This window comes from Flavobacterium sp. PL002, from assembly GCF_054165825.1.
In genome coordinates, this window is sequence record NZ_CM135110.1 from 1,625,248 (window position 1) to 1,642,453 (window position 17,206).

15 protein-coding genes and 1 tRNA gene are annotated in these 17,206 nt (G+C 30.2%); 7 read left to right on the forward strand and 9 right to left on the reverse strand.

Annotated elements, in window-relative coordinates:
* Positions 1 to 22: 22 nt before the first annotated feature.
* The 4 genes from ACVEGE_RS07025 to ACVEGE_RS07040 form a co-directional block, all read right to left on the reverse strand.
* Positions 23 to 277 (reverse strand): DUF6327 family protein, encoded by a 255-nt coding sequence (locus ACVEGE_RS07025; protein ID WP_173851533.1) that lies wholly within the window; start codon positions 275 to 277, stop codon positions 23 to 25.
* 6 nt (positions 278 to 283) lie between these two features.
* Positions 284 to 631, reverse strand: coding sequence for a phage holin family protein (locus ACVEGE_RS07030; RefSeq protein ID WP_173851531.1), 348 nt, complete (start codon positions 629 to 631; stop codon positions 284 to 286).
* Positions 632 to 669: 38 nt separating this feature from the next.
* Positions 670 to 999 (reverse strand): YtxH domain-containing protein, encoded by a 330-nt coding sequence (locus ACVEGE_RS07035; RefSeq protein WP_173851530.1) that lies wholly within the window; start codon positions 997 to 999, stop codon positions 670 to 672.
* A gap of 291 nt (positions 1,000 to 1,290) precedes the next feature.
* Positions 1,291 to 3,393 carry a glutamine--tRNA ligase/YqeY domain fusion protein gene (locus ACVEGE_RS07040; protein ID WP_192500758.1) on the reverse strand — a complete coding sequence of 701 codons (2,103 nt, stop codon included), beginning with the start codon at positions 3,391 to 3,393 and terminating at the stop codon, positions 1,291 to 1,293.
* Between the two features lie 146 nt (positions 3,394 to 3,539).
* On the opposite strand from ACVEGE_RS07040, the gene folB reads away from it, so the two are divergent.
* Complete coding sequence (gene folB, locus ACVEGE_RS07045; protein ID WP_173855379.1) at positions 3,540 to 3,899, forward strand: dihydroneopterin aldolase; 360 nt, start codon at positions 3,540 to 3,542, stop codon at positions 3,897 to 3,899.
* A 125-nt stretch (positions 3,900 to 4,024) separates the two neighbouring features.
* Positions 4,025 to 4,095: transfer RNA gene (locus ACVEGE_RS07050), tRNA-Cys, on the forward strand.
* A gap of 853 nt (positions 4,096 to 4,948) precedes the next feature.
* Here the strand turns inward: ACVEGE_RS07050 and ACVEGE_RS07055 are convergent.
* From ACVEGE_RS07055 to rnr, 3 genes are read right to left on the reverse strand one after another with little or no spacing between them, the layout of a single operon-like run.
* Positions 4,949 to 5,632, reverse strand: a complete 684-nt coding sequence (locus tag ACVEGE_RS07055; protein ID WP_173851524.1) for a LysE family translocator — start codon at positions 5,630 to 5,632, stop codon at positions 4,949 to 4,951.
* Positions 5,633 to 5,669: 37 nt separating this feature from the next.
* Positions 5,670 to 6,338: a head GIN domain-containing protein gene (locus tag ACVEGE_RS07060; protein ID WP_173855377.1), complete on the reverse strand. Its 669-nt coding sequence runs from the start codon at positions 6,336 to 6,338 to the stop codon at positions 5,670 to 5,672.
* Between the two features lie 6 nt (positions 6,339 to 6,344).
* Positions 6,345 to 8,534: a ribonuclease R gene (rnr, locus tag ACVEGE_RS07065; RefSeq protein WP_192501065.1), complete on the reverse strand. Its 2,190-nt coding sequence runs from the start codon at positions 8,532 to 8,534 to the stop codon at positions 6,345 to 6,347.
* Between the two features lie 123 nt (positions 8,535 to 8,657).
* Between rnr and ACVEGE_RS07070 the strand changes: the two genes are divergently transcribed.
* The 4 genes from ACVEGE_RS07070 (at position 8,658) to ACVEGE_RS07085 (ending at position 14,060) form a co-directional block, all read left to right on the forward strand.
* Positions 8,658 to 8,897: a DUF2007 domain-containing protein gene (locus ACVEGE_RS07070; protein WP_173855376.1), complete on the forward strand. Its 240-nt coding sequence runs from the start codon at positions 8,658 to 8,660 to the stop codon at positions 8,895 to 8,897.
* Between the two features lie 693 nt (positions 8,898 to 9,590).
* Positions 9,591 to 10,022, forward strand: coding sequence for a ribose 5-phosphate isomerase B (gene rpiB / locus ACVEGE_RS07075; protein ID WP_192501066.1), 432 nt, complete (start codon positions 9,591 to 9,593; stop codon positions 10,020 to 10,022).
* Positions 10,023 to 10,290: 268 nt separating this feature from the next.
* Complete coding sequence (locus tag ACVEGE_RS07080) at positions 10,291 to 12,153, forward strand: DUF3857 domain-containing protein (RefSeq protein ID WP_192501067.1); 1,863 nt, start codon at positions 10,291 to 10,293, stop codon at positions 12,151 to 12,153.
* Positions 12,150 to 14,060, forward strand: coding sequence for a DUF3857 domain-containing protein (locus ACVEGE_RS07085; RefSeq protein WP_192501068.1), 1,911 nt, complete (start codon positions 12,150 to 12,152; stop codon positions 14,058 to 14,060). Before ACVEGE_RS07080 ends, ACVEGE_RS07085 begins: the two co-directional genes overlap by 4 nt.
* A 63-nt stretch (positions 14,061 to 14,123) precedes the next feature.
* Here ACVEGE_RS07085 and ACVEGE_RS07090 read toward each other — a convergent pair whose 3' ends face one another.
* Complete coding sequence (locus ACVEGE_RS07090; RefSeq protein WP_192501069.1) at positions 14,124 to 14,393, reverse strand: DUF1294 domain-containing protein; 270 nt, start codon at positions 14,391 to 14,393, stop codon at positions 14,124 to 14,126.
* 54 nt (positions 14,394 to 14,447) lie between these two features.
* Here ACVEGE_RS07090 and ACVEGE_RS07095 point away from each other — a divergent pair, with 54 nt between their 5' ends.
* The gene (locus ACVEGE_RS07095) at positions 14,448 to 16,571 is read left to right on the forward strand and encodes a Tex family protein (RefSeq protein ID WP_192501070.1); all 2,124 of its coding nucleotides are present in this window, start codon (positions 14,448 to 14,450) and stop codon (positions 16,569 to 16,571) included.
* A 78-nt stretch (positions 16,572 to 16,649) separates the two neighbouring features.
* Here the strand turns inward: ACVEGE_RS07095 and ACVEGE_RS07100 are convergent, their stop codons facing one another.
* On the reverse strand, positions 16,650 to 17,165 hold the full coding sequence (locus ACVEGE_RS07100) for a PepSY domain-containing protein (RefSeq protein WP_173851506.1): 516 nt from the start codon (positions 17,163 to 17,165) through the stop codon (positions 16,650 to 16,652).
* Positions 17,166 to 17,206: the final 41 nt, after the last annotated feature.

Genomic DNA, 17,206 nt, shown 5'->3' on the forward strand with positions numbered 1-17,206 from the left:
ATTTAAATAGAAAAAAGAGGCTTTAACGGCCTCTTTTTTTGTTTATGTACCATTTAACTACAAATGGAATAACAATGTTTATAATTTGTGAATAAGAGCCTGTAAAGCCACTTTTAAACGATCCTATGAAACTGTTCACAATATGTTTAGGCTTTAATGCTTCTTTCGTTTTTTGAAAAGTTAAAACTAACCTTTGATGGCTAATTTCCTTTTCTAACTTAAGAATTTCTAATTCACTATCAATTTGATCGTAAGAAGTATATTTTTTTATCTCCATAATGTATTAGTTAAAAAATATTTTAGAGAATTTTGTTAATATCGGACCTTCGATAATTTTATCTTTCAGTAAGTATAAAATTAGAGTAACAACTAAATATATAGCCCCTACCAATAAGAAACCATACGCATTACTATCTAACATATTTCCCAAACCAAGCGCTAATGCAATTGAACAAAATAATAGTACCATACCAAAACACAGGGCAATAAGTATAAACTTTAAAATTGCCGTTGTTGATTTCATGGCTACTCTAAATATTCTTAATTTGTGGTAAGCAAGATTAGTATCAATATAAGATTGTACTTGTTCTTGAATATGTTCCGTATTTTCTTTTAATTCTTCAAAAGCCATACATTAATTGTTTATTATCAAATTTTAAAACTTCTAAATTATTTTTGAAGCTTTGCGTTTTTATCTTTCAGTTCAGCAAGTTTACTTTCAAGAAAAGTAATTACATCTTCTGTTTTATGACTCATGCTTGACACTAGATCTTCATAACTTCCTTCAAAATCAACTTTTGCAGATGAAAATTTTGTTTTTACTTCTTCAGATAAACTATCGTATTTTTTTTGTAAATCTTTTTGTGCGTCTTTGTAACCGTCTTTAATTTTAACTCTAGTTTTTGAACCTTTATCCGGAGCAAATAATATTCCTACACCAGCTCCAATTGCTGCACCAGTTAAAATCGCTAAAATCGTGTTACCTGTATTCTTTGACATAATATTTTTTATTTAATTAATAATACATTAAAGATACGAATAATTTTAACATTTTCAGGCTAACAAAGAATTAAATTCATCTAAAAATCAAAATAAAGCTCATTATTAAACGAAAACACTACTAGATATACTAATTAGTAGCTTAAATTTTAAAATAGCTTAATCATTCGCTATGAAGCTTGTTTTTAATATAAAAAATCAATGTAATAATATATATCTATAGATTTTAACAATAATAAAAAAAGCACCCTAATAAAGGTGCTTTAAATTGATTAAATCTATTATTGTAAATTATAATGTAATGGTATCTAATAAAGCTAAAACTTTTTCATTTTTCTCTTTTTCTATCATTTCAAGAATTTGAGTTTTGAAATCTTTCAAATTAATATTTTCAGATTTTAAATTTTCAAGACCTAAAATTCTAACAGCAGCTAACTGACTTTTTAAAGACATATTAAATAACTTAGTTAATGAGTCGGCATCAATATCATTAGCGGTAATTTTATCAGAATTTTGTAAAATCAATTGTGCAAATAACAAAGCATTATTGTCATTCTTTACATTTTTTACAATAGTTTGATTAATTAAACTGTAATTATCAATACTTTTAATGTTTGTAATGATGCTTAAAAGGATATTTTGAGCAGCATTTTCATCCTTTTCTTTTACATATTTATTGATCTCTTTTTGTGTAGCCATCAATAAATTAGCTTCTTTTTTTCCTTTTTCTTCCCAAGCATCTTTTAATCCTACCGTTTTATTAAACACTAAATTAGTACTTGTGGATGCTTTATCAACATTAAAATAACCCAAGCGTTGAAATTGGAATTTATCCTCAGGATTAGCAGCAGCAAGGCTTGGTTCCATATACCCTACTACAGTTTGCAAAGAGTTTTTGTTCATAAAGTCAAGAAAATTTTTCTCCTTATGACTGTCTGGTGCTTCATCAATAAATAAACGGTCGTACAATCGAACTTCGGCCTTTACAGCATGTGCAATTGAAACCCAATGAAGTGTACCCGCTACTTTACGTTGGCTTGCTTCACTCCCACTTCCGCTACGACTATCTTCATCATAAGAAACATGAATTTCAGTAATATTTCCATCAGCATCTTTTACAACTGATTCTCCTTTAATAATGTAGGCATTTTTAAGACGCACTTCATTACCAAGACTCAATCTAAAAAATTTAGCTGGAGCTTCTTCTAAAAAGTCTTCTCTTTCTATGTATAATTCTCTTGAAAAAGGAACTTGTCTATAACCAGCAGCTTCATCTTCTTGATTATTTTCAGCTTCTAATGATTCTTCTTTTCCTTCTGGATAATTAGTAATTACCACTTTTACTGGATCTAAAACTGCCATAACTCGTGGAGCCGTCTTGTTTAGATCTTCGCGTAAGCAAAATTCTAAAAGAGAATAATCAATAACATTTTCACGTTTAGCAACCCCTATGATTTCGCAAAATTTACGAATAGAATTAGCTGTATACCCTCTTCTTCTTAATCCAGAAATAGTAGGCATTCTAGGATCATCCCAACCATTTACAATGTTTTCTTGAACCAGTTGCAACAGCTTACGCTTACTCATAACGGTATAATTCAAGTTCAAACGTGCAAATTCATATTGATGTGGTCTTACCTTATTGTCATCATAAATTTGATCTAGAAACCAGTTGTATAACTCTTTGTGCATTACAAATTCAAGCGTACAAATAGAATGTGAAACTTGCTCGATGTAATCACTTTCTCCATGAGCAAAATCATACATAGGATAGATTTTCCAATCGTTACCCGTTCTATGATGATGACGGTGTAAAATACGATACATCAAAGGATCACGCATTAACATATTGGTAGATTTCATATCAATTTTAGCACGTAAAACATGACTTCCCTCAGGAAAATCACCATTTTTCATTCCTTCGAATAAAGCTAAATTCTCGTCTATAGAGCGGTTTCTATAAGGCCCATCAACACCAGGTTGCGTAGGAGTTCCTTTTTGAGTAGCCATATCTTCTGACGATTGACTGTCAATATAAGCTTTACCATTTTTAATCATTAAAACAGCCCAATCATACAATTGTTGAAAGTAATCAGAAGCATAACGCTCTTCGGCCCATTGAAAGCCTAACCATTGCAAATCTTCTTTGATAGCATCAACATACTCCTGCTCTTCTTTGGCTGGGTTAGTATCATCAAAACGTAAGTTTACTGGTGCATTGTAACGCAATCCTAAACCAAACTGCAAGCAAATTGACTTGGCATGGCCAATGTGTAAGTACCCATTAGGCTCTGGTGGAAAACGAAAACGTAAATTATCTTGAGGAAAACCGTTTGATAAGTTCTCTTCAACTATTTGTTCTATAAAATGGAGTGATTTTTCTTCTGTTGACATCTTGTTGTATTAAAAAAGCAAAGTTATCAAAAATGTTGGTTAATTCATGAATCAGAGATTTGGTTATTCAGTAATTAGTACATAAAACTTAAAATTCTTCGTACTTTTATCAAATAAATGAACATTAAAATTATAATTACACTTAAATGGGAACTATAAAACTTAAAAACATACGCACCTACTCTTACCACGGTTGTTTAATTGAAGAAGGAAAAATAGGATCAGATTACTCTGTAGATTTAGAAATAAAAACAGATTTAAGAAAATCATGTATCTCAGATGATTTACAAGATACGGTTGATTATGTGTTATTAAATCGCATTGTTGAAGAAGAAATGGCTATAAGATCACATTTACTAGAGCATGTAGGACATAGAATTATTACCAGAGTATTTAATGATATCCCAGAAATATCTAGAATATTGTTAGGTGTTTCTAAATTAAACCCCCCAATTGGTGGTGATGTTGAGGCAGTAACTATTGAATTAGAAGAATATAGAAGTTAATTGACATCATAAAACTAAAAATAAAGCATTCATACTGTGTATGATACCACATTTTTAAAAAAAAAGTATGAGATAACCTTTTTAAAACTAAAGATTTTAAGTACTTTTGCCATCCATTCATTAATGGCGTCGTGGCCGAGTGGCTAGGCTGGGCTCTGCAAAAGCTCCTACTGCGGTTCGAATCCGCACGATGCCTCTAAAACCTTCAAAGCAATTTGGAGGTTTTTTTTATGTTTAATTTTTATAAAAAATTAGATAAAGATAAACTGCGGTTCAAATAATTTACTGAAAATAAAGATACCTATAAAACCTCCAAAGCAATTTGAAGGTTTTTTTATGCTTAATTTTTATAAAAAATTAGATAAAGTTAAACTGCGGTTCGAATAATTTACTGAAAATAAAGATGCCTATAAAACCTCCAAAGCAATTTGGAGGTTTTTTTTATGTTTAATTTTTATAAAAAATTAGATAAAGTTAAACTGCGGTTCGAATAATTTATTGCAAATAAAGATGCCTATAAAACCTCCAAAGCAATTTGGAGGTTTTTTTTATGCTAAATTTTTATAAAAAATTAGATAAAGATAAACTGCCGTTCGAATAATTTACTGAAAATAAGATACTTATAAAACCTCCAAAGCAATTTTTAAGTTTTTTATGTTTAATTTTTATAAAAAATTAGATAAAGATAAACTGCGGTTCGAATAATTTACTGTAACTAAATATTCTTCTATGCTTTAAAATAAATTTGAAGTCTTTTTTATGTTTAATTTATAGAATACAGTTAAACTGACCACCACAAAGAACACTCACATAATCATAAAAAATAAACATTTTTGACTTAAAAATTAATTAACACTAATTAAAAAATTTAAAGAAAACTGTTACATACTTTCTCAAAGTAAACGCAAAGATTCACAAAATCAAATGATAAAAATTGGTTTATAAATCTTAATTACTGCTAATTTCTTAATGTAAAATAAAAAATTTAATTTTTAAACATAAAAAAAACCGCTCAAAATGAACGGTTTAAATTTATTGTATATTAAATACTATTCTTGTTTTTCTATTTTTTGGAAAGCTTTTTTAACCATTTCTTTTTCTTTTGGAAACCATCCCTGAGTGATTAAAACCAATCCGAAAACCATAAGTACAATACTAATTCCTTTTTTAGTTTTTAGTATATTAGTTGGTGTCATCTTAGTTTTTAATTGCTTAGCTAAAAGTATTTTAATGCAATCAATCAACAAATAAGTAATAATTACAGCACTAAAAAAAGTAATCATTCGCGAGTTTTCCATTTCTAGTTTAGGACCTACTGATATAATAACAGCCATCCAGAAACCTAAAACACCTATGTTAATAACATTCAATAAAAAGCCTTTTATAAAAAGACTCATGTAGTTTTTCTTTATTATTTCTTTGTCGATTTCGTTAGTATTTATTTTCTTTTCTTTTCGTAAACTTAAGAAAGAAATCACACCATAGGCTAACATTAAAATACCTCCAAAAATAAATAATGCCGGTTTGTCTTGTAAACTTTGGATTAATCTATAACTTCCTAAATAAGCCACTGCAATAAAAAATACATCACCTAGAACTACGCCTAAATCAAAAACTAAAGCTGCTCTAAATCCTTTTAAAATACTAGTTTCTAGTAATATAAAAAATACAGGTCCAATCATGAAACTTAAAAAAATTCCCCAAGGAATACCTAATAAAATATCGTTAATCATTAATAATTGAAATTTAGATAACTAAAAAGAATGCAATTTAATTTTTTTCTTCAATTGTTCCGCCAAGTACCGTCTTTTTATTAATTTGCTTAGGCTTACCGTAAATATATACAGACCCTCCTGCTTTGACTTTTGCATCAACTAAAACACTAGCATTAACTTCGGCAGATCCTCCAGCAGAAACGCTTATAGTAGTTTGATTTGTCATTAAATCTTTGGATTCTAAAACACCACCTGTCATAATAGTAACTTCTTGATTAGTTGCTTTTCCTTGTAAAGTAATTATTCCGCCAGTAACCGACTTAATATTTACTTTATCAACATCTAAAATTAAATGTATCTCTGCTCCTTCTCTAGCATTCAAATCCATGATAGTAGCATCAAAAGTATCGTCACTAGAAACATAAGCTCCTTCATTAGCATCTACTCCATCAATTTTTTTATAATACAATTGAATCTTAATATCATTTCCTGACAAAAGTTTTGGAAAAGGCATTCTTAGTTTTAATTCGCCATTATTATTTACAGCTTCCACTTCTTGTTCTCTAGAACCAGAGATAATTACTTTGTTTTCTGATCCAGCAATTAATTTTACATTTAGTTTATCATACACTTTTACGGTATTAAAATCTCCTAAATTTTTAGTAACCTGAGCAACCGCAGTTTGCATGACAAACGCGATTGCAAGAATGAACACTTTTTTCATAATTTTTTAATTTACGGATTCTCCACTACGTCTTAAAAAATTAAAATCTAATTGTTTTTTAACTAAATCAGCGTTTTTAACTTTGACGTAAATTTCGTCTCCTAATTGTAATAATTGATTAGAAGTAGCTCCAACTAATGCGTATTGTTTTTCATCAAAAGTATAATAGTCGTCTTTAATATCTCTAATTCGAACCATACCTTCGCATTTATTCTCTATGATTTCAACATAGATTCCCCACTCGGTAACACCAGAAATAACACCCAAAAACTCTTGATCTTGATGATCTTGCATGTATTTAACTTGCATGTATTTGATCGAATCTCTTTCGGCATTTGTTGCTAATCCTTCCATGGTTGAACAATGCAAACATTTGGTTTCATACAATTCCTCATCAACTGATTTACCACCGTCTAAATAAAACTGTAGCAAACGGTGTACCATAACATCAGGATAACGACGAATAGGTGAAGTAAAATGAGAATAATAGTCAAATGCTAATCCATAATGACCAATATTATCCGTTGAATATTTGGCTTTACTCATGGAGCGAATAGCCAATGTATCAATTAAATTTTGTTCTTTTTTTCCGTTTACATCAGCCATTAACTGATTTAAAGCTTTGGAAACATCCCCTTGTTTGAAATCAATTTTATATCCAAATTTTGATATAACAGCTTGCATAGCAAAAAGTTTGTCTTCATTAGGTTCATCATGAATTCTATAAATAAAGGTCTTCTTTTGTTTACCAATAAATTCAGCTACTTTTTTATTAGCTAAAAGCATGAATTCTTCAATCAAATGATTAGCATCTTTGGAAACTTTAAAATAAACACCTTCAGGTTCACCGTCTTGATTTAAGTTGAATTTTACTTCTACTTTATCAAATGAGATGGCACCATCATTCATTCTTTTACGTCTTAAAATTTTAGCTAGCTCATCTAATTTAAGCGTCGCTGCGACAATTTCAGGCGAAACTTGATAAGAACTACCCGTTATCGAAGTTTCTTCCGGAATAGTATCGTCTTTTGTCTCTATGATGTATTGTGCTTCTTCATAAGCAAAACGTTGGTCAGAGAAAATTACTGTTCGACCAAACCATTGGTTCACAACCTCTGCTTTTTCGGAAATTTCGAATACCGCTGAGAAGGTATATTTTTCTTCCTGTGGGCGTAATGAACACGCAAAGTTAGAAAGTACTTCTGGTAACATGGGTACTACTCTATCTACAAGATATACAGATGTTGCACGTTGATACGCCTCATCGTCTAGAATAGTTCCTTCTTCAAGATAATAAGAAACATCGGCAATGTGAATTCCTATTTCGTAGTTTCCATTCTCTAGTTTTTTGAATGACAAGGCATCATCAAAATCTTTTGCATCTTTTGGGTCAATAGTAAAAGTTAGGGTATCACGCATGTCTCTACGATTAGCGATCTCACTTTCAGTAATTGAGGTATCTATTTTTTGTGCATAAGTCTCTACTTCAATTGGGAATTCAGATGGTAAACCATATTCGGCTAAAATAGCATGAATCTCTGTATCATGTTCTCCTGGTTTCCCAAGTACTTTGATTACTCTACCAAAAGGACTATCGGCTTTTTTAGGCCAATCTTCAATATGTACTAAAACAACATCTCCTTGCTCAGCATCTCCAATGTTATCCTTTGGAATAAAAATATCGGTGTACATTTTTGGGTTGGCTGTAGATACAAAAGAAAAGTTCTTTTGAATATCAATCACCCCTACAAAGTCGGTTTTATTTCTTTCAACTACTTCAATAACCTCACCTTCAGGACGTTTTCCTTTACGGCGGTTATAAACATATACTTTTACAATATCCTTGTCTAGTGCATGGTTTAAATTATTGGTAGGTATAAACACATCTTCCTCTAATTCAGCACATACAAAATAGGCGGTCTTGCGTCCTGTCATGTCAATTTTACCTTCGTAGTAATCTTGGCTTGCAGCTTTTATTAAATATTTACCTGGTTCACTCTCTATAATCTTGTCTTGAGAGGCAAGAATTTTTAAATCTTTTATAATTTGATTTCTACTTTGTGTATCATCAAGCTCAAGCTTTGCTCCTATTTGTTTATAATTGAATGCTTTATTAGCACTTTGCGATAGTATTTTTATAATTTTATCTGAGAAATCTTTCTCTTTCTTTACCGGCTTTCTTAATCTTTTACTCATAAATCTTTTCTTAAAGGTCGAAAATTACAAAATAGTTAACAGTTATGATAAAATAACAGTGAGTTTTAAACAAAATATAACTTTCAATAGGATAATTGTATCTTTATAAAAAGAAAAAATACTATGGAAAGATTTATCACTATTGCAGTCTTTGACTACATCCATGAAATTGAAATTTTGAAACACAGATTAGATCAAGAAGAATTGCAGTATTTTTTTGAAAACGAAATCATGTCTTCGTTTGCTCCAATGTATTCAACAGCCTTAGGAGGAATCAAACTTAAAATTCATCCTAATGATTTTACAACCGTAAAAACAATTCTTCATGAAATGAAATACGATAACAATCTTAGAATTGTTTAATTTTTTTGAAAGTTGTCAACACATATATAATTAAACAAAAAGAAAAATTAAATTTAAATTATTTATTAATGGGTATTATAGCTTGTTAATAGTGGCTATAAAATTATTAGAAAAAGGTTTGAATTGTAGTTTTACTCTTTTATATGGAGTTATTAACAATTGTATTTAGATTTAAAACGCTTATTTACAACTGTTATCCCAATTTAATTAACAACGGTTGATAAACTAAAACTCTTTAAAATTGTAAATAAGTATTTTTAAATTTTATGTTGATAAACCTACTTTAAGTATTAATAACTTTTATAAAAATTCAATAAACTTAATTAGGTTTTTAAAAGTGGGTTTTGGATTAGCGTTTTTTTAGAAACTTCCAAAAAATAGTTCTTATTTTCTTTCTCAACTTATCAACAATTTGTATTAACATAACGTTAACTGAATATCAAGCAATTAGCGTACGCTATTAACAATGGAAAAATTTAAGCCTTTTAAAAATAATTAACTACTGATTATTAGTTAATTATATACTTATTAATATTGTTGATAACTAGTTAAACAAATGTTAATGTGTTAGTTACAAAATTTATTGCGCTTTGTTTGAATAGTAAAGTTATTTTTTACCAAATAAATAAATTCAAATTTATAAATACAAAATTGTTTTGGTAAATTTGCCTCACACAACTTAATACATATACAATGAAAATTTCAATAGGAAACGATCACGCAGGTCCAAATTATAAAAAAGCAATCGTTGAAATGCTTAACGCCAAAGGGTACCAAGTTACTAATTACGGTACAGATACAACAGATAGTGTTGATTACCCAGATTTTGGACATCCCGTAGCCACAGATGTGACTGAAGGTAAAGCAGATTTTGGGATTGTTATTTGCGGAAGCGGTAACGGAATTGCTATGACAGTAAACAAACACGCAGGAGTAAGAGCTGGTTTATGTTGGACAAAAGAAATTGCTTATTTAACACGTTTACATAACGATGCTAATATTGTAAGTATTCCAGCGCGTTTTACGTCAATTGAACAAGCGGTTGAAATTGTTACCACTTTTTTAGAAACAAAATTCGAAGGAGGAAGACATCAAAATAGAGTAGATAAGATTGCTTGTAAATAAGTGATTTTGATTTTAAATTTAGGCGCGAATAGACTTTTATTATAAGTTTTTTCGCGTTTTTTTTATAAAAAAATCTAATTTTTTGGATTTTAAAAGCTACAACTTTTAAAAGTATCTTCTATATAAAATCGTTTAGTTGCTGCTGTTTACAATTGCTATTCTAGCTAAAAAATATCAAAAATATCTTTGTAATAAAAGCCTTAAATTTTGTTAATATTAATGCGTCATTTTATAAAACTAAATTTATATTTTTGGCAAAAAAATATTGATGAGACTTTTAGCGGTTACTTTATTATTTTCGACGTTGATATACGCTCAGGAAAAATCTAAAATTATTACTAGTAACGAAACGATTGTAATAAGTTATAATAAAAATTTCGACATAGAATCATCGGTAAATGAAAGCCGCTTGATTGCTAAAAGTAAAAATACTGAAGAATACAATATCCAGATTCCGTTTGATAGTTTCAATGAAATATCAGACATCAAGGGATCCACTTTTATAGTTAGCAAAAACAAAAAAAAGAAATTATCTTCAGCTTTTATAGGCACTTACGATGTTAAACAAGATGATATTTTTAAAAGTGATTATAAATTTAAAAATTTTGTATTACCTGATGTAGAAGATAATTCGGTTATTGAGTATTCGTATAAAAACAAATATAAAGAACCACGATTTTTATCTTCTTTTCGTTTTCAAAACTATCTAAAAACCGAAGCATCGAGTTTTATAATTAAATGTGATTCTAAAATTGAAATAGGATTTAAGTTATTTGGAAATTTTCAAGATAAAATTGTTTTTACAAAAACTAAAGAAGGTGATTTAGATGTATACACCTGGGAAGCTAAAGATTTACCTGAATTTGAGCCTGAAGAGGACATGCCAAGTAGTAGTAATTTTATGCCTCATATTATTTATTATATAAAATCTTATAATGATAATGGTGTTACAACTCCATTGTTAGGTACACCCGGAAATTTATATAATTGGTATACCATGTTATTAAAAGACATTAATAAAGTGGATGAAAAGGCTCTAAAAGAAAAAACATTAGCTTTAATCAAAGATGATAAAAATGATTATGATAAAGCAAAAACTATTTATAATTGGGTACAGTACAACCTTCATTATGTAGCGTTTGAAAACGGAATGAATGGTTTTGTCCCTCGAGATGCTGCTGCAGTTTTTGAAAAACGATATGGGGATTGTAAAGATATGGCTAATTTATTGAATCAAATGCTTCATTATGCAGGTTTAGAATCAAGCTTAACTTGGTTGGGTACAAGATCAAAACCATATACTTATAATGATGTGCCTACACCACAGGTTGATAACCACATGATAGTCAATACACAAATAGGAGGTAAGAGTTATTTTCTGGACGCCACAGATAAGTTTTGCCCTTTTGGATACCCTTCATCAATGATCCAAGGTAAAGAAGCATTAATTGGTAAAGGAAACAAGGATTTTAAAATTGAAACTATTAGTGTTGTAGATCCTAATAAAAATAAAATCGAAATTGCTTTGCAATTAGAATTCATAGATACTAACCTGGTTGGTGAGGCAACTACACTTACTTCAGGTTTATTTAAAAGTGATTTATTAAATAGTATTAGTGCTTATAATCAAAAAACTACTGAATTATGGAAATATGCTATAACTGCAAATAATAAACGTATTGCATTAGAACCTAAAGAAACCATAAAAAATGACTATTCTGAATTACCTTCTAAAGCGGTACATCAATTAAAACTAGAGAAAGGATTGATAACGTTAAATGATAAATTATTATTTAAACCCATTATTATTTTACCTTTTAAAGATGCAAATATTGATACTCAAAAAAGAAAATTTTCTATAGAAAGTGATTACGCTCAAACGTATGATATTCAATACCAAATTAAATTACCAGCAGGCTATAAAGTAGAATTACTACCTGAAAATAAAAAAATGAGTAATGATCTTGCCAGTTTTGATTTTCAATACAAACTAGAAAAAGGAATTTTAAAGGTGAGTCAAAAAATACAAACTAAAAAAATAATTTTAGAAAATAAAGATTTTGATCAATGGAACACCTTCATAAAAGAATTAAATAAACAATATAACCAATCAATATTACTCATCAAATGATAAAAAAAGCAATTGCAGTTTTGGTGCTACTTATTTCTATTGTAGCTAATAGTCAAGAAATTAAAAGTTATACTTGGGATGAAAAACCCGTTTTTAAAACCATTCCTGAAGAGTATAAAAATGAAGCAGCAGTAGTGTTGCTAGACAAGCGCTGGATACATACCAGAGTAGGTAATTATGCATTTGCCAGTTTCGTAATGAATCATTTTGCTATAAAAATTAATAAAGCCGAAGAGATAAACAAATATAACAAAATTAAAGCTGAGGATAACGGTTTAGTTCGTACGTTACGTGATTTTCACGCTCGTATTATCAAACCTAACGGTGAAATTCAAGTATTACCAAAAGAACGTATTGTTGAAACCGAATCAGATAAAATAAAATCAATTGTTTTTGAAGGAGTAGAGGCAGGAGATATTTTGGAGTATTATTTTATTCTAAAGGAAAATCCTAATCCTAGTGGTGTAGAAATTTTTCAGAAAGATATTCCCGTTTTAGAAGCTCAATTTTCTCATAGTGCTGAGGGGGCAATTATAAATACATTTCAATCACCAAATTTTACCTATACGTCTTCAGGTAGAATATACACTTATACTGCCACTAATATTGCCCCATACAAAGAGGAAAAATATGCAACAAATATTAAAAATCTAGTAAAACTAATTTATCTTGTTTATACTCCTGCTTATGATAATTATAACTGGAGAAAGCATTTTCTTGCCTATTACACAAAACCTAAGTTTCAATATTTTAAAAAAAATCAAGCTAGAGAGTTTATAGAAAATTTAGATATTAAAGATATTCCTACCGATGAAAAAATGATTAAAATTGATAACTATATCAAAGAAAATTTTGATTTTGTATGGAGTGGAGAGAAAGCGAATAAAGTGACAGATCTTAATGACGGAAAGCAAAAATTGAAAGCATCAGATATTTTTGATTTATATGCTTTTGCTTTCAAAGAACTAAAAATCCCCTATCAAGTAGTTGTAGGTATGTCTCGTTATATGGGTGATGTTGATAATGAATTTTACGTAATGCCTTTAACTCACGAGTTCATGTATTATATTCCTGAAACTAAGAAATTCATTTCTCCTTATGAAAAATATTTATCTTATGGTTACCCAATGTATGAAATTCAAGGAAGCCATGGTGTTGCTTACGACCCAAAAGAAAAAGTAGTTTCTAATCAATTCTATTTTCCAACAGCTCCAGCTAATTATACAGTAAATGAAACTAAAAATACCGTAACTTTATCTAAGGATCTAAGTGAAGCAACTATTGAAAAAACCTATTCAAATTCAGGTTATGAAGGACAATTAGATCGAAACCGAATTCGTTATTTTAAAGAAAACAAAGAAGAAAAAGACTTGAAAGAGTATTTCCAAAATAGAATTTTTGGTGAAGACAGCGGTTTAAAATTAGACAATTACACACTATCTAATGAAGAATTTAAGTACAATCAAGACAACACGCCATTTATTGTAACTACAAATGCTACAGCAAATGAAGGTTTAGTAGACAAAGCAGGAAAACTAGTTTTAATTAATCTTGGAAAAGTTATAGGTAAACAATCTAATTTATATCAAGAAACTATAAGAACACATGATATAGCAATTGACTATACTAAAACATACAAGCATAAAATAGTATTTAATATACCAGCTGGCTATGTTGTAGAAAGTTATAAAGATCTAGTAATTGACCGAAAAATGAAAGGTGATGAAAGTAAGATTTGTTCTTTTAAATCTACCGTATCTATTCAAGGAAATCAATTGATAGTTACAATTTTAGAATCGTATAATGCAATAGATTATCCTAAAGATCAATACCAAGAATACCGTAATGTAATTAATGCAGGCTACGATTTTTCTAAAGCGGTTTTAGTTTTAAAACCAAAAAAATAATAGTAAACGAATTAGAATATAAGTAAATAAAAAAATGGCATGATTTTATTAAAATCATGCCATTTACTTTTTAAAATAAAACCAATAGCAACCTGTTGCAATTTGCAAAATGACTATTCCCAAAAACTTTAAAAGATAACTTCTCTTTGCTGTTTTATGTCTAAAAATTTGCATTGCTACTCCAGAACCAATTGTACCACCAATCAATACAAAACCTAAAAGTGTTTTCTCTGGAATGCGTCTTTTTTTGTTTTTGGCAAGACTTTTATCATAGCCAATTAGTATAAAAGCAATTGCATTAATAATTAAAAATAGGTAGAATAAAAATGTCATTTAACTTAATTTAAGTTTCAAAGATATTATTTTAGCTGTTCGAAAAAAACTAAAATGACTAACATACAATACATATCCAAATCGATTGCTACAGCGGCAATCAATATTCAAAAAACAGTTCAATTACTACAAGAAGATTGTACGATTCCGTTTATTTCCAGGTACCGAAAAGACACTACAGGAAACCTAGACGAAGTGCAAATTGAAAACATAGCCAAGCTTCAAAAAGAGTACGAAGTAGTCGTGAAACGTAAAGAAGCCATCTTAAAATCCATCATGGAGCAAGGCGCGATGAACGAAACTTTGTTTGCTAAAATTGATAAAAGTTTTGATTTACAAGAACTAGAAGATTTCTATTTACCTTATAAAAAGAAGAAAAAAACAAAAGCTGATGTTGCTCGTGAAAACGGATTAGAACCTTTGGCAAAAATTATCATGGCTCAAAACAATGATGACGTTGATTTTCTTTCGACTAAATATCTAAATGCAAATGTGATCAATGAAGATGCTGCTTTGCAAGGAGCACGTGATATTGTAGCCGAATGGATTAACGAAAATATTTATGTTCGAAAGCAATTGCGTCGCTTATACGAGCGTAAAGCAACCATTACTACCAAGGTTGTCAAAAGCAAAAAAGATGACGAAGCAGCCCAAAAATTCAATCAATATTTTGAGTGGTCAGAGCCGTTGACCAAAGCGCCTTCGCACCGATTAATGGCGATGTTACGTGCAGAAAATGAAGGTTTTATTAAGTTTAAAGTCGAAGTAGACATTGATGATGCATATAATATTATTGATGAAGTGATTTTGAAAGGACAAAGCGCGAGTACGCCACATGTGCAATTAGCCATTGAAGACAGTTATAAACGATTACTGAATCCAGCGATTTCTAATGAAGCGCTGCAAGAAGCCAAAGCTAAGGCCGATGCTAATTCGATTCAGGTTTTTGCTAATAATTTAGGGCAGTTACTTTTGGCGCCACCATTGGGAGAAAAACGTATTTTGGCTATTGACCCAGGATTTAGAAGCGGTTGTAAAGTAGTCTGTTTGGACGAAAAAGGAGATTTATTATACAACGAAAATATTTATCCGCATGCGCCACAGAATGAAACAGCCATGGCGATGAAAAAGATAAAATCGATGGTGAACGCTTATAAAATTGATGCCATCTCGATAGGAAACGGAACCGCATCTCGTGAAACCGAATTCTTCATCAAGAAAATTGCTTTTGATAAACCAGTACAAGTATTTATCGTTTCAGAGGCGGGCGCATCGGTATATTCTGCATCTAAAATTGCTCGTGAAGAATTTCCAGATTATGATGTTACTGTTCGAGGTTCGGTTTCAATTGGGAGAAGACTTTCAGACCCATTGGCAGAGCTGGTAAAAATTGACCCAAAAGCTATTGGAGTAGGGCAGTACCAACATGATGTGGACCAAAATAAATTAAAAGATGAATTAGATAGCACGGTAATTCGTTGCGTGAATTCGGTTGGAATCAACATTAATACGGCAAGTAAACATTTGCTAAGTTACGTGAGTGGAATAGGAGAGAAGCTAGCTGAAAATATTGTCACTTATCGTTCTGAAAACGGACCTTTCGAAAACAGAAAACAATTGAAGAAAGTGCCTCGCTTAGGCGAAAAAGCCTACCAACAAGGAGTAGCATTTATCCGAATTTCGAATGCTAAAAATCCGTTGGACAACTCGGCAGTGCATCCTGAAGCCTATTCGATTGTTGAAAAAATGGCCAAAGATTTGAAACTTACAGTTAATGATTTGATTGCTAATAAGGAGAAGACAGCTTTAATTAAACCCGAAAATTACATTACTCCAGAAATTGGTTTGTTGACGCTAAAAGACATTATTAAAGAATTAGAAAAACCAGGATTAGACCCAAGAAAAGCCGCTAAAGTTTTCGAATTTGACCCGAATGTAAAAACCATAAAAGACGTAAAATCAGGAATGATTTTACCTGGAATTGTGAACAATATCACTAATTTTGGTTGTTTTGTTGACATCGGTGTCAAAGAAAGTGGTTTAGTACACATCTCTCAACTAAAAGTAGGCTTTGTAAGCGATGTAAATGAGGTAGTGAAGCTACACCAACATGTAACCGTAAAAGTAACTGAAGTGGACGAGGATCGAAAGAGAATTCAGTTGACGATGGTGATTTAAGAATTGAGTTACTATAAGTATAAAAAAACCATCTTTACTAAAGATGGTTTTTTCATTTAAAGTTATAAAAGTATTGTTTTACAAAAACAACATGATTAAAGTCAGTACAATTCCGGCTGCGGTAAAGTACATACCTTTTTTGAAAATGGTAGTTTTTGGTGTAAACATCCAGAAGGTTGAAATCACAAAAAAGAATAGGGATACTCCAAAGAAGATGTTTAAAAAGAACAAAGGATCACCAGTTTTTGCTTTGTGCAAATGGTTCATCTTTTCGATTATGAAGGGTTGGCTTGTGGTTTTGTAATCGGCAACTCCTGTTTTTTTATTGTAGGTTCCTTCTTTGAAAAAAACGATATCTCCTTCTTCACGTTCTGCTTTTAATTTTTTAAGATGCAATTCTTTTCCTAAATCTTCCTCATTCAAATTGGGAGCTATGGTTTTGACAATATTCTTGTCTTGTTTTAGAAAATCAGTATCTCTAAAAATTAAAATAATTCCGCTTAAGGCATACACTGCCATTATTCCCGCGAGGAAAAAACCTAAATAACGGTGGATGATGCGCATTAAATTGCTTGATTTCTTCTTCTTTGTCATTTGAATATAAGATTGCTTGTTTGTATTTATTTTTTTCAGGG

What these genes read in the sequence shown, in the direction of transcription:
- ACVEGE_RS07100 (WP_173851506.1), bottom strand. Translation starts at nt 17,165, where the DNA reads ATGACAAAGAAGAAGAAATCAAGCAATTTAATGCGCATCATCCACCGT.
- ACVEGE_RS07055 (WP_173851524.1), bottom strand. Translation starts at nt 5,632, where the DNA reads ATGATTAACGATATTTTATTAGGTATTCCTTGGGGAATTTTTTTAAGT.
- ACVEGE_RS07090 (WP_192501069.1), bottom strand. Translation starts at nt 14,393, where the DNA reads ATGACATTTTTATTCTACCTATTTTTAATTATTAATGCAATTGCTTTT.
- rpiB (WP_192501066.1), top strand. Translation starts at nt 9,591, where the DNA reads ATGAAAATTTCAATAGGAAACGATCACGCAGGTCCAAATTATAAAAAA.
- ACVEGE_RS07080 (WP_192501067.1), top strand. Translation starts at nt 10,291, where the DNA reads ATGAGACTTTTAGCGGTTACTTTATTATTTTCGACGTTGATATACGCT.
- ACVEGE_RS07035 (WP_173851530.1), bottom strand. Translation starts at nt 999, where the DNA reads ATGTCAAAGAATACAGGTAACACGATTTTAGCGATTTTAACTGGTGCA.
- ACVEGE_RS07040 (WP_192500758.1), bottom strand. Translation starts at nt 3,393, where the DNA reads ATGTCAACAGAAGAAAAATCACTCCATTTTATAGAACAAATAGTTGAA.
- ACVEGE_RS07070 (WP_173855376.1), top strand. Translation starts at nt 8,658, where the DNA reads ATGGAAAGATTTATCACTATTGCAGTCTTTGACTACATCCATGAAATT.
- folB (WP_173855379.1), top strand. Translation starts at nt 3,540, where the DNA reads ATGGGAACTATAAAACTTAAAAACATACGCACCTACTCTTACCACGGT.
- rnr (WP_192501065.1), bottom strand. Translation starts at nt 8,534, where the DNA reads ATGAGTAAAAGATTAAGAAAGCCGGTAAAGAAAGAGAAAGATTTCTCA.
- ACVEGE_RS07030 (WP_173851531.1), bottom strand. Translation starts at nt 631, where the DNA reads ATGGCTTTTGAAGAATTAAAAGAAAATACGGAACATATTCAAGAACAA.
- ACVEGE_RS07060 (WP_173855377.1), bottom strand. Translation starts at nt 6,338, where the DNA reads ATGAAAAAAGTGTTCATTCTTGCAATCGCGTTTGTCATGCAAACTGCG.
- ACVEGE_RS07025 (WP_173851533.1), bottom strand. Translation starts at nt 277, where the DNA reads ATGGAGATAAAAAAATATACTTCTTACGATCAAATTGATAGTGAATTA.
- ACVEGE_RS07085 (WP_192501068.1), top strand. Translation starts at nt 12,150, where the DNA reads ATGATAAAAAAAGCAATTGCAGTTTTGGTGCTACTTATTTCTATTGTA.
- ACVEGE_RS07095 (WP_192501070.1), top strand. Translation starts at nt 14,448, where the DNA reads ATGACTAACATACAATACATATCCAAATCGATTGCTACAGCGGCAATC.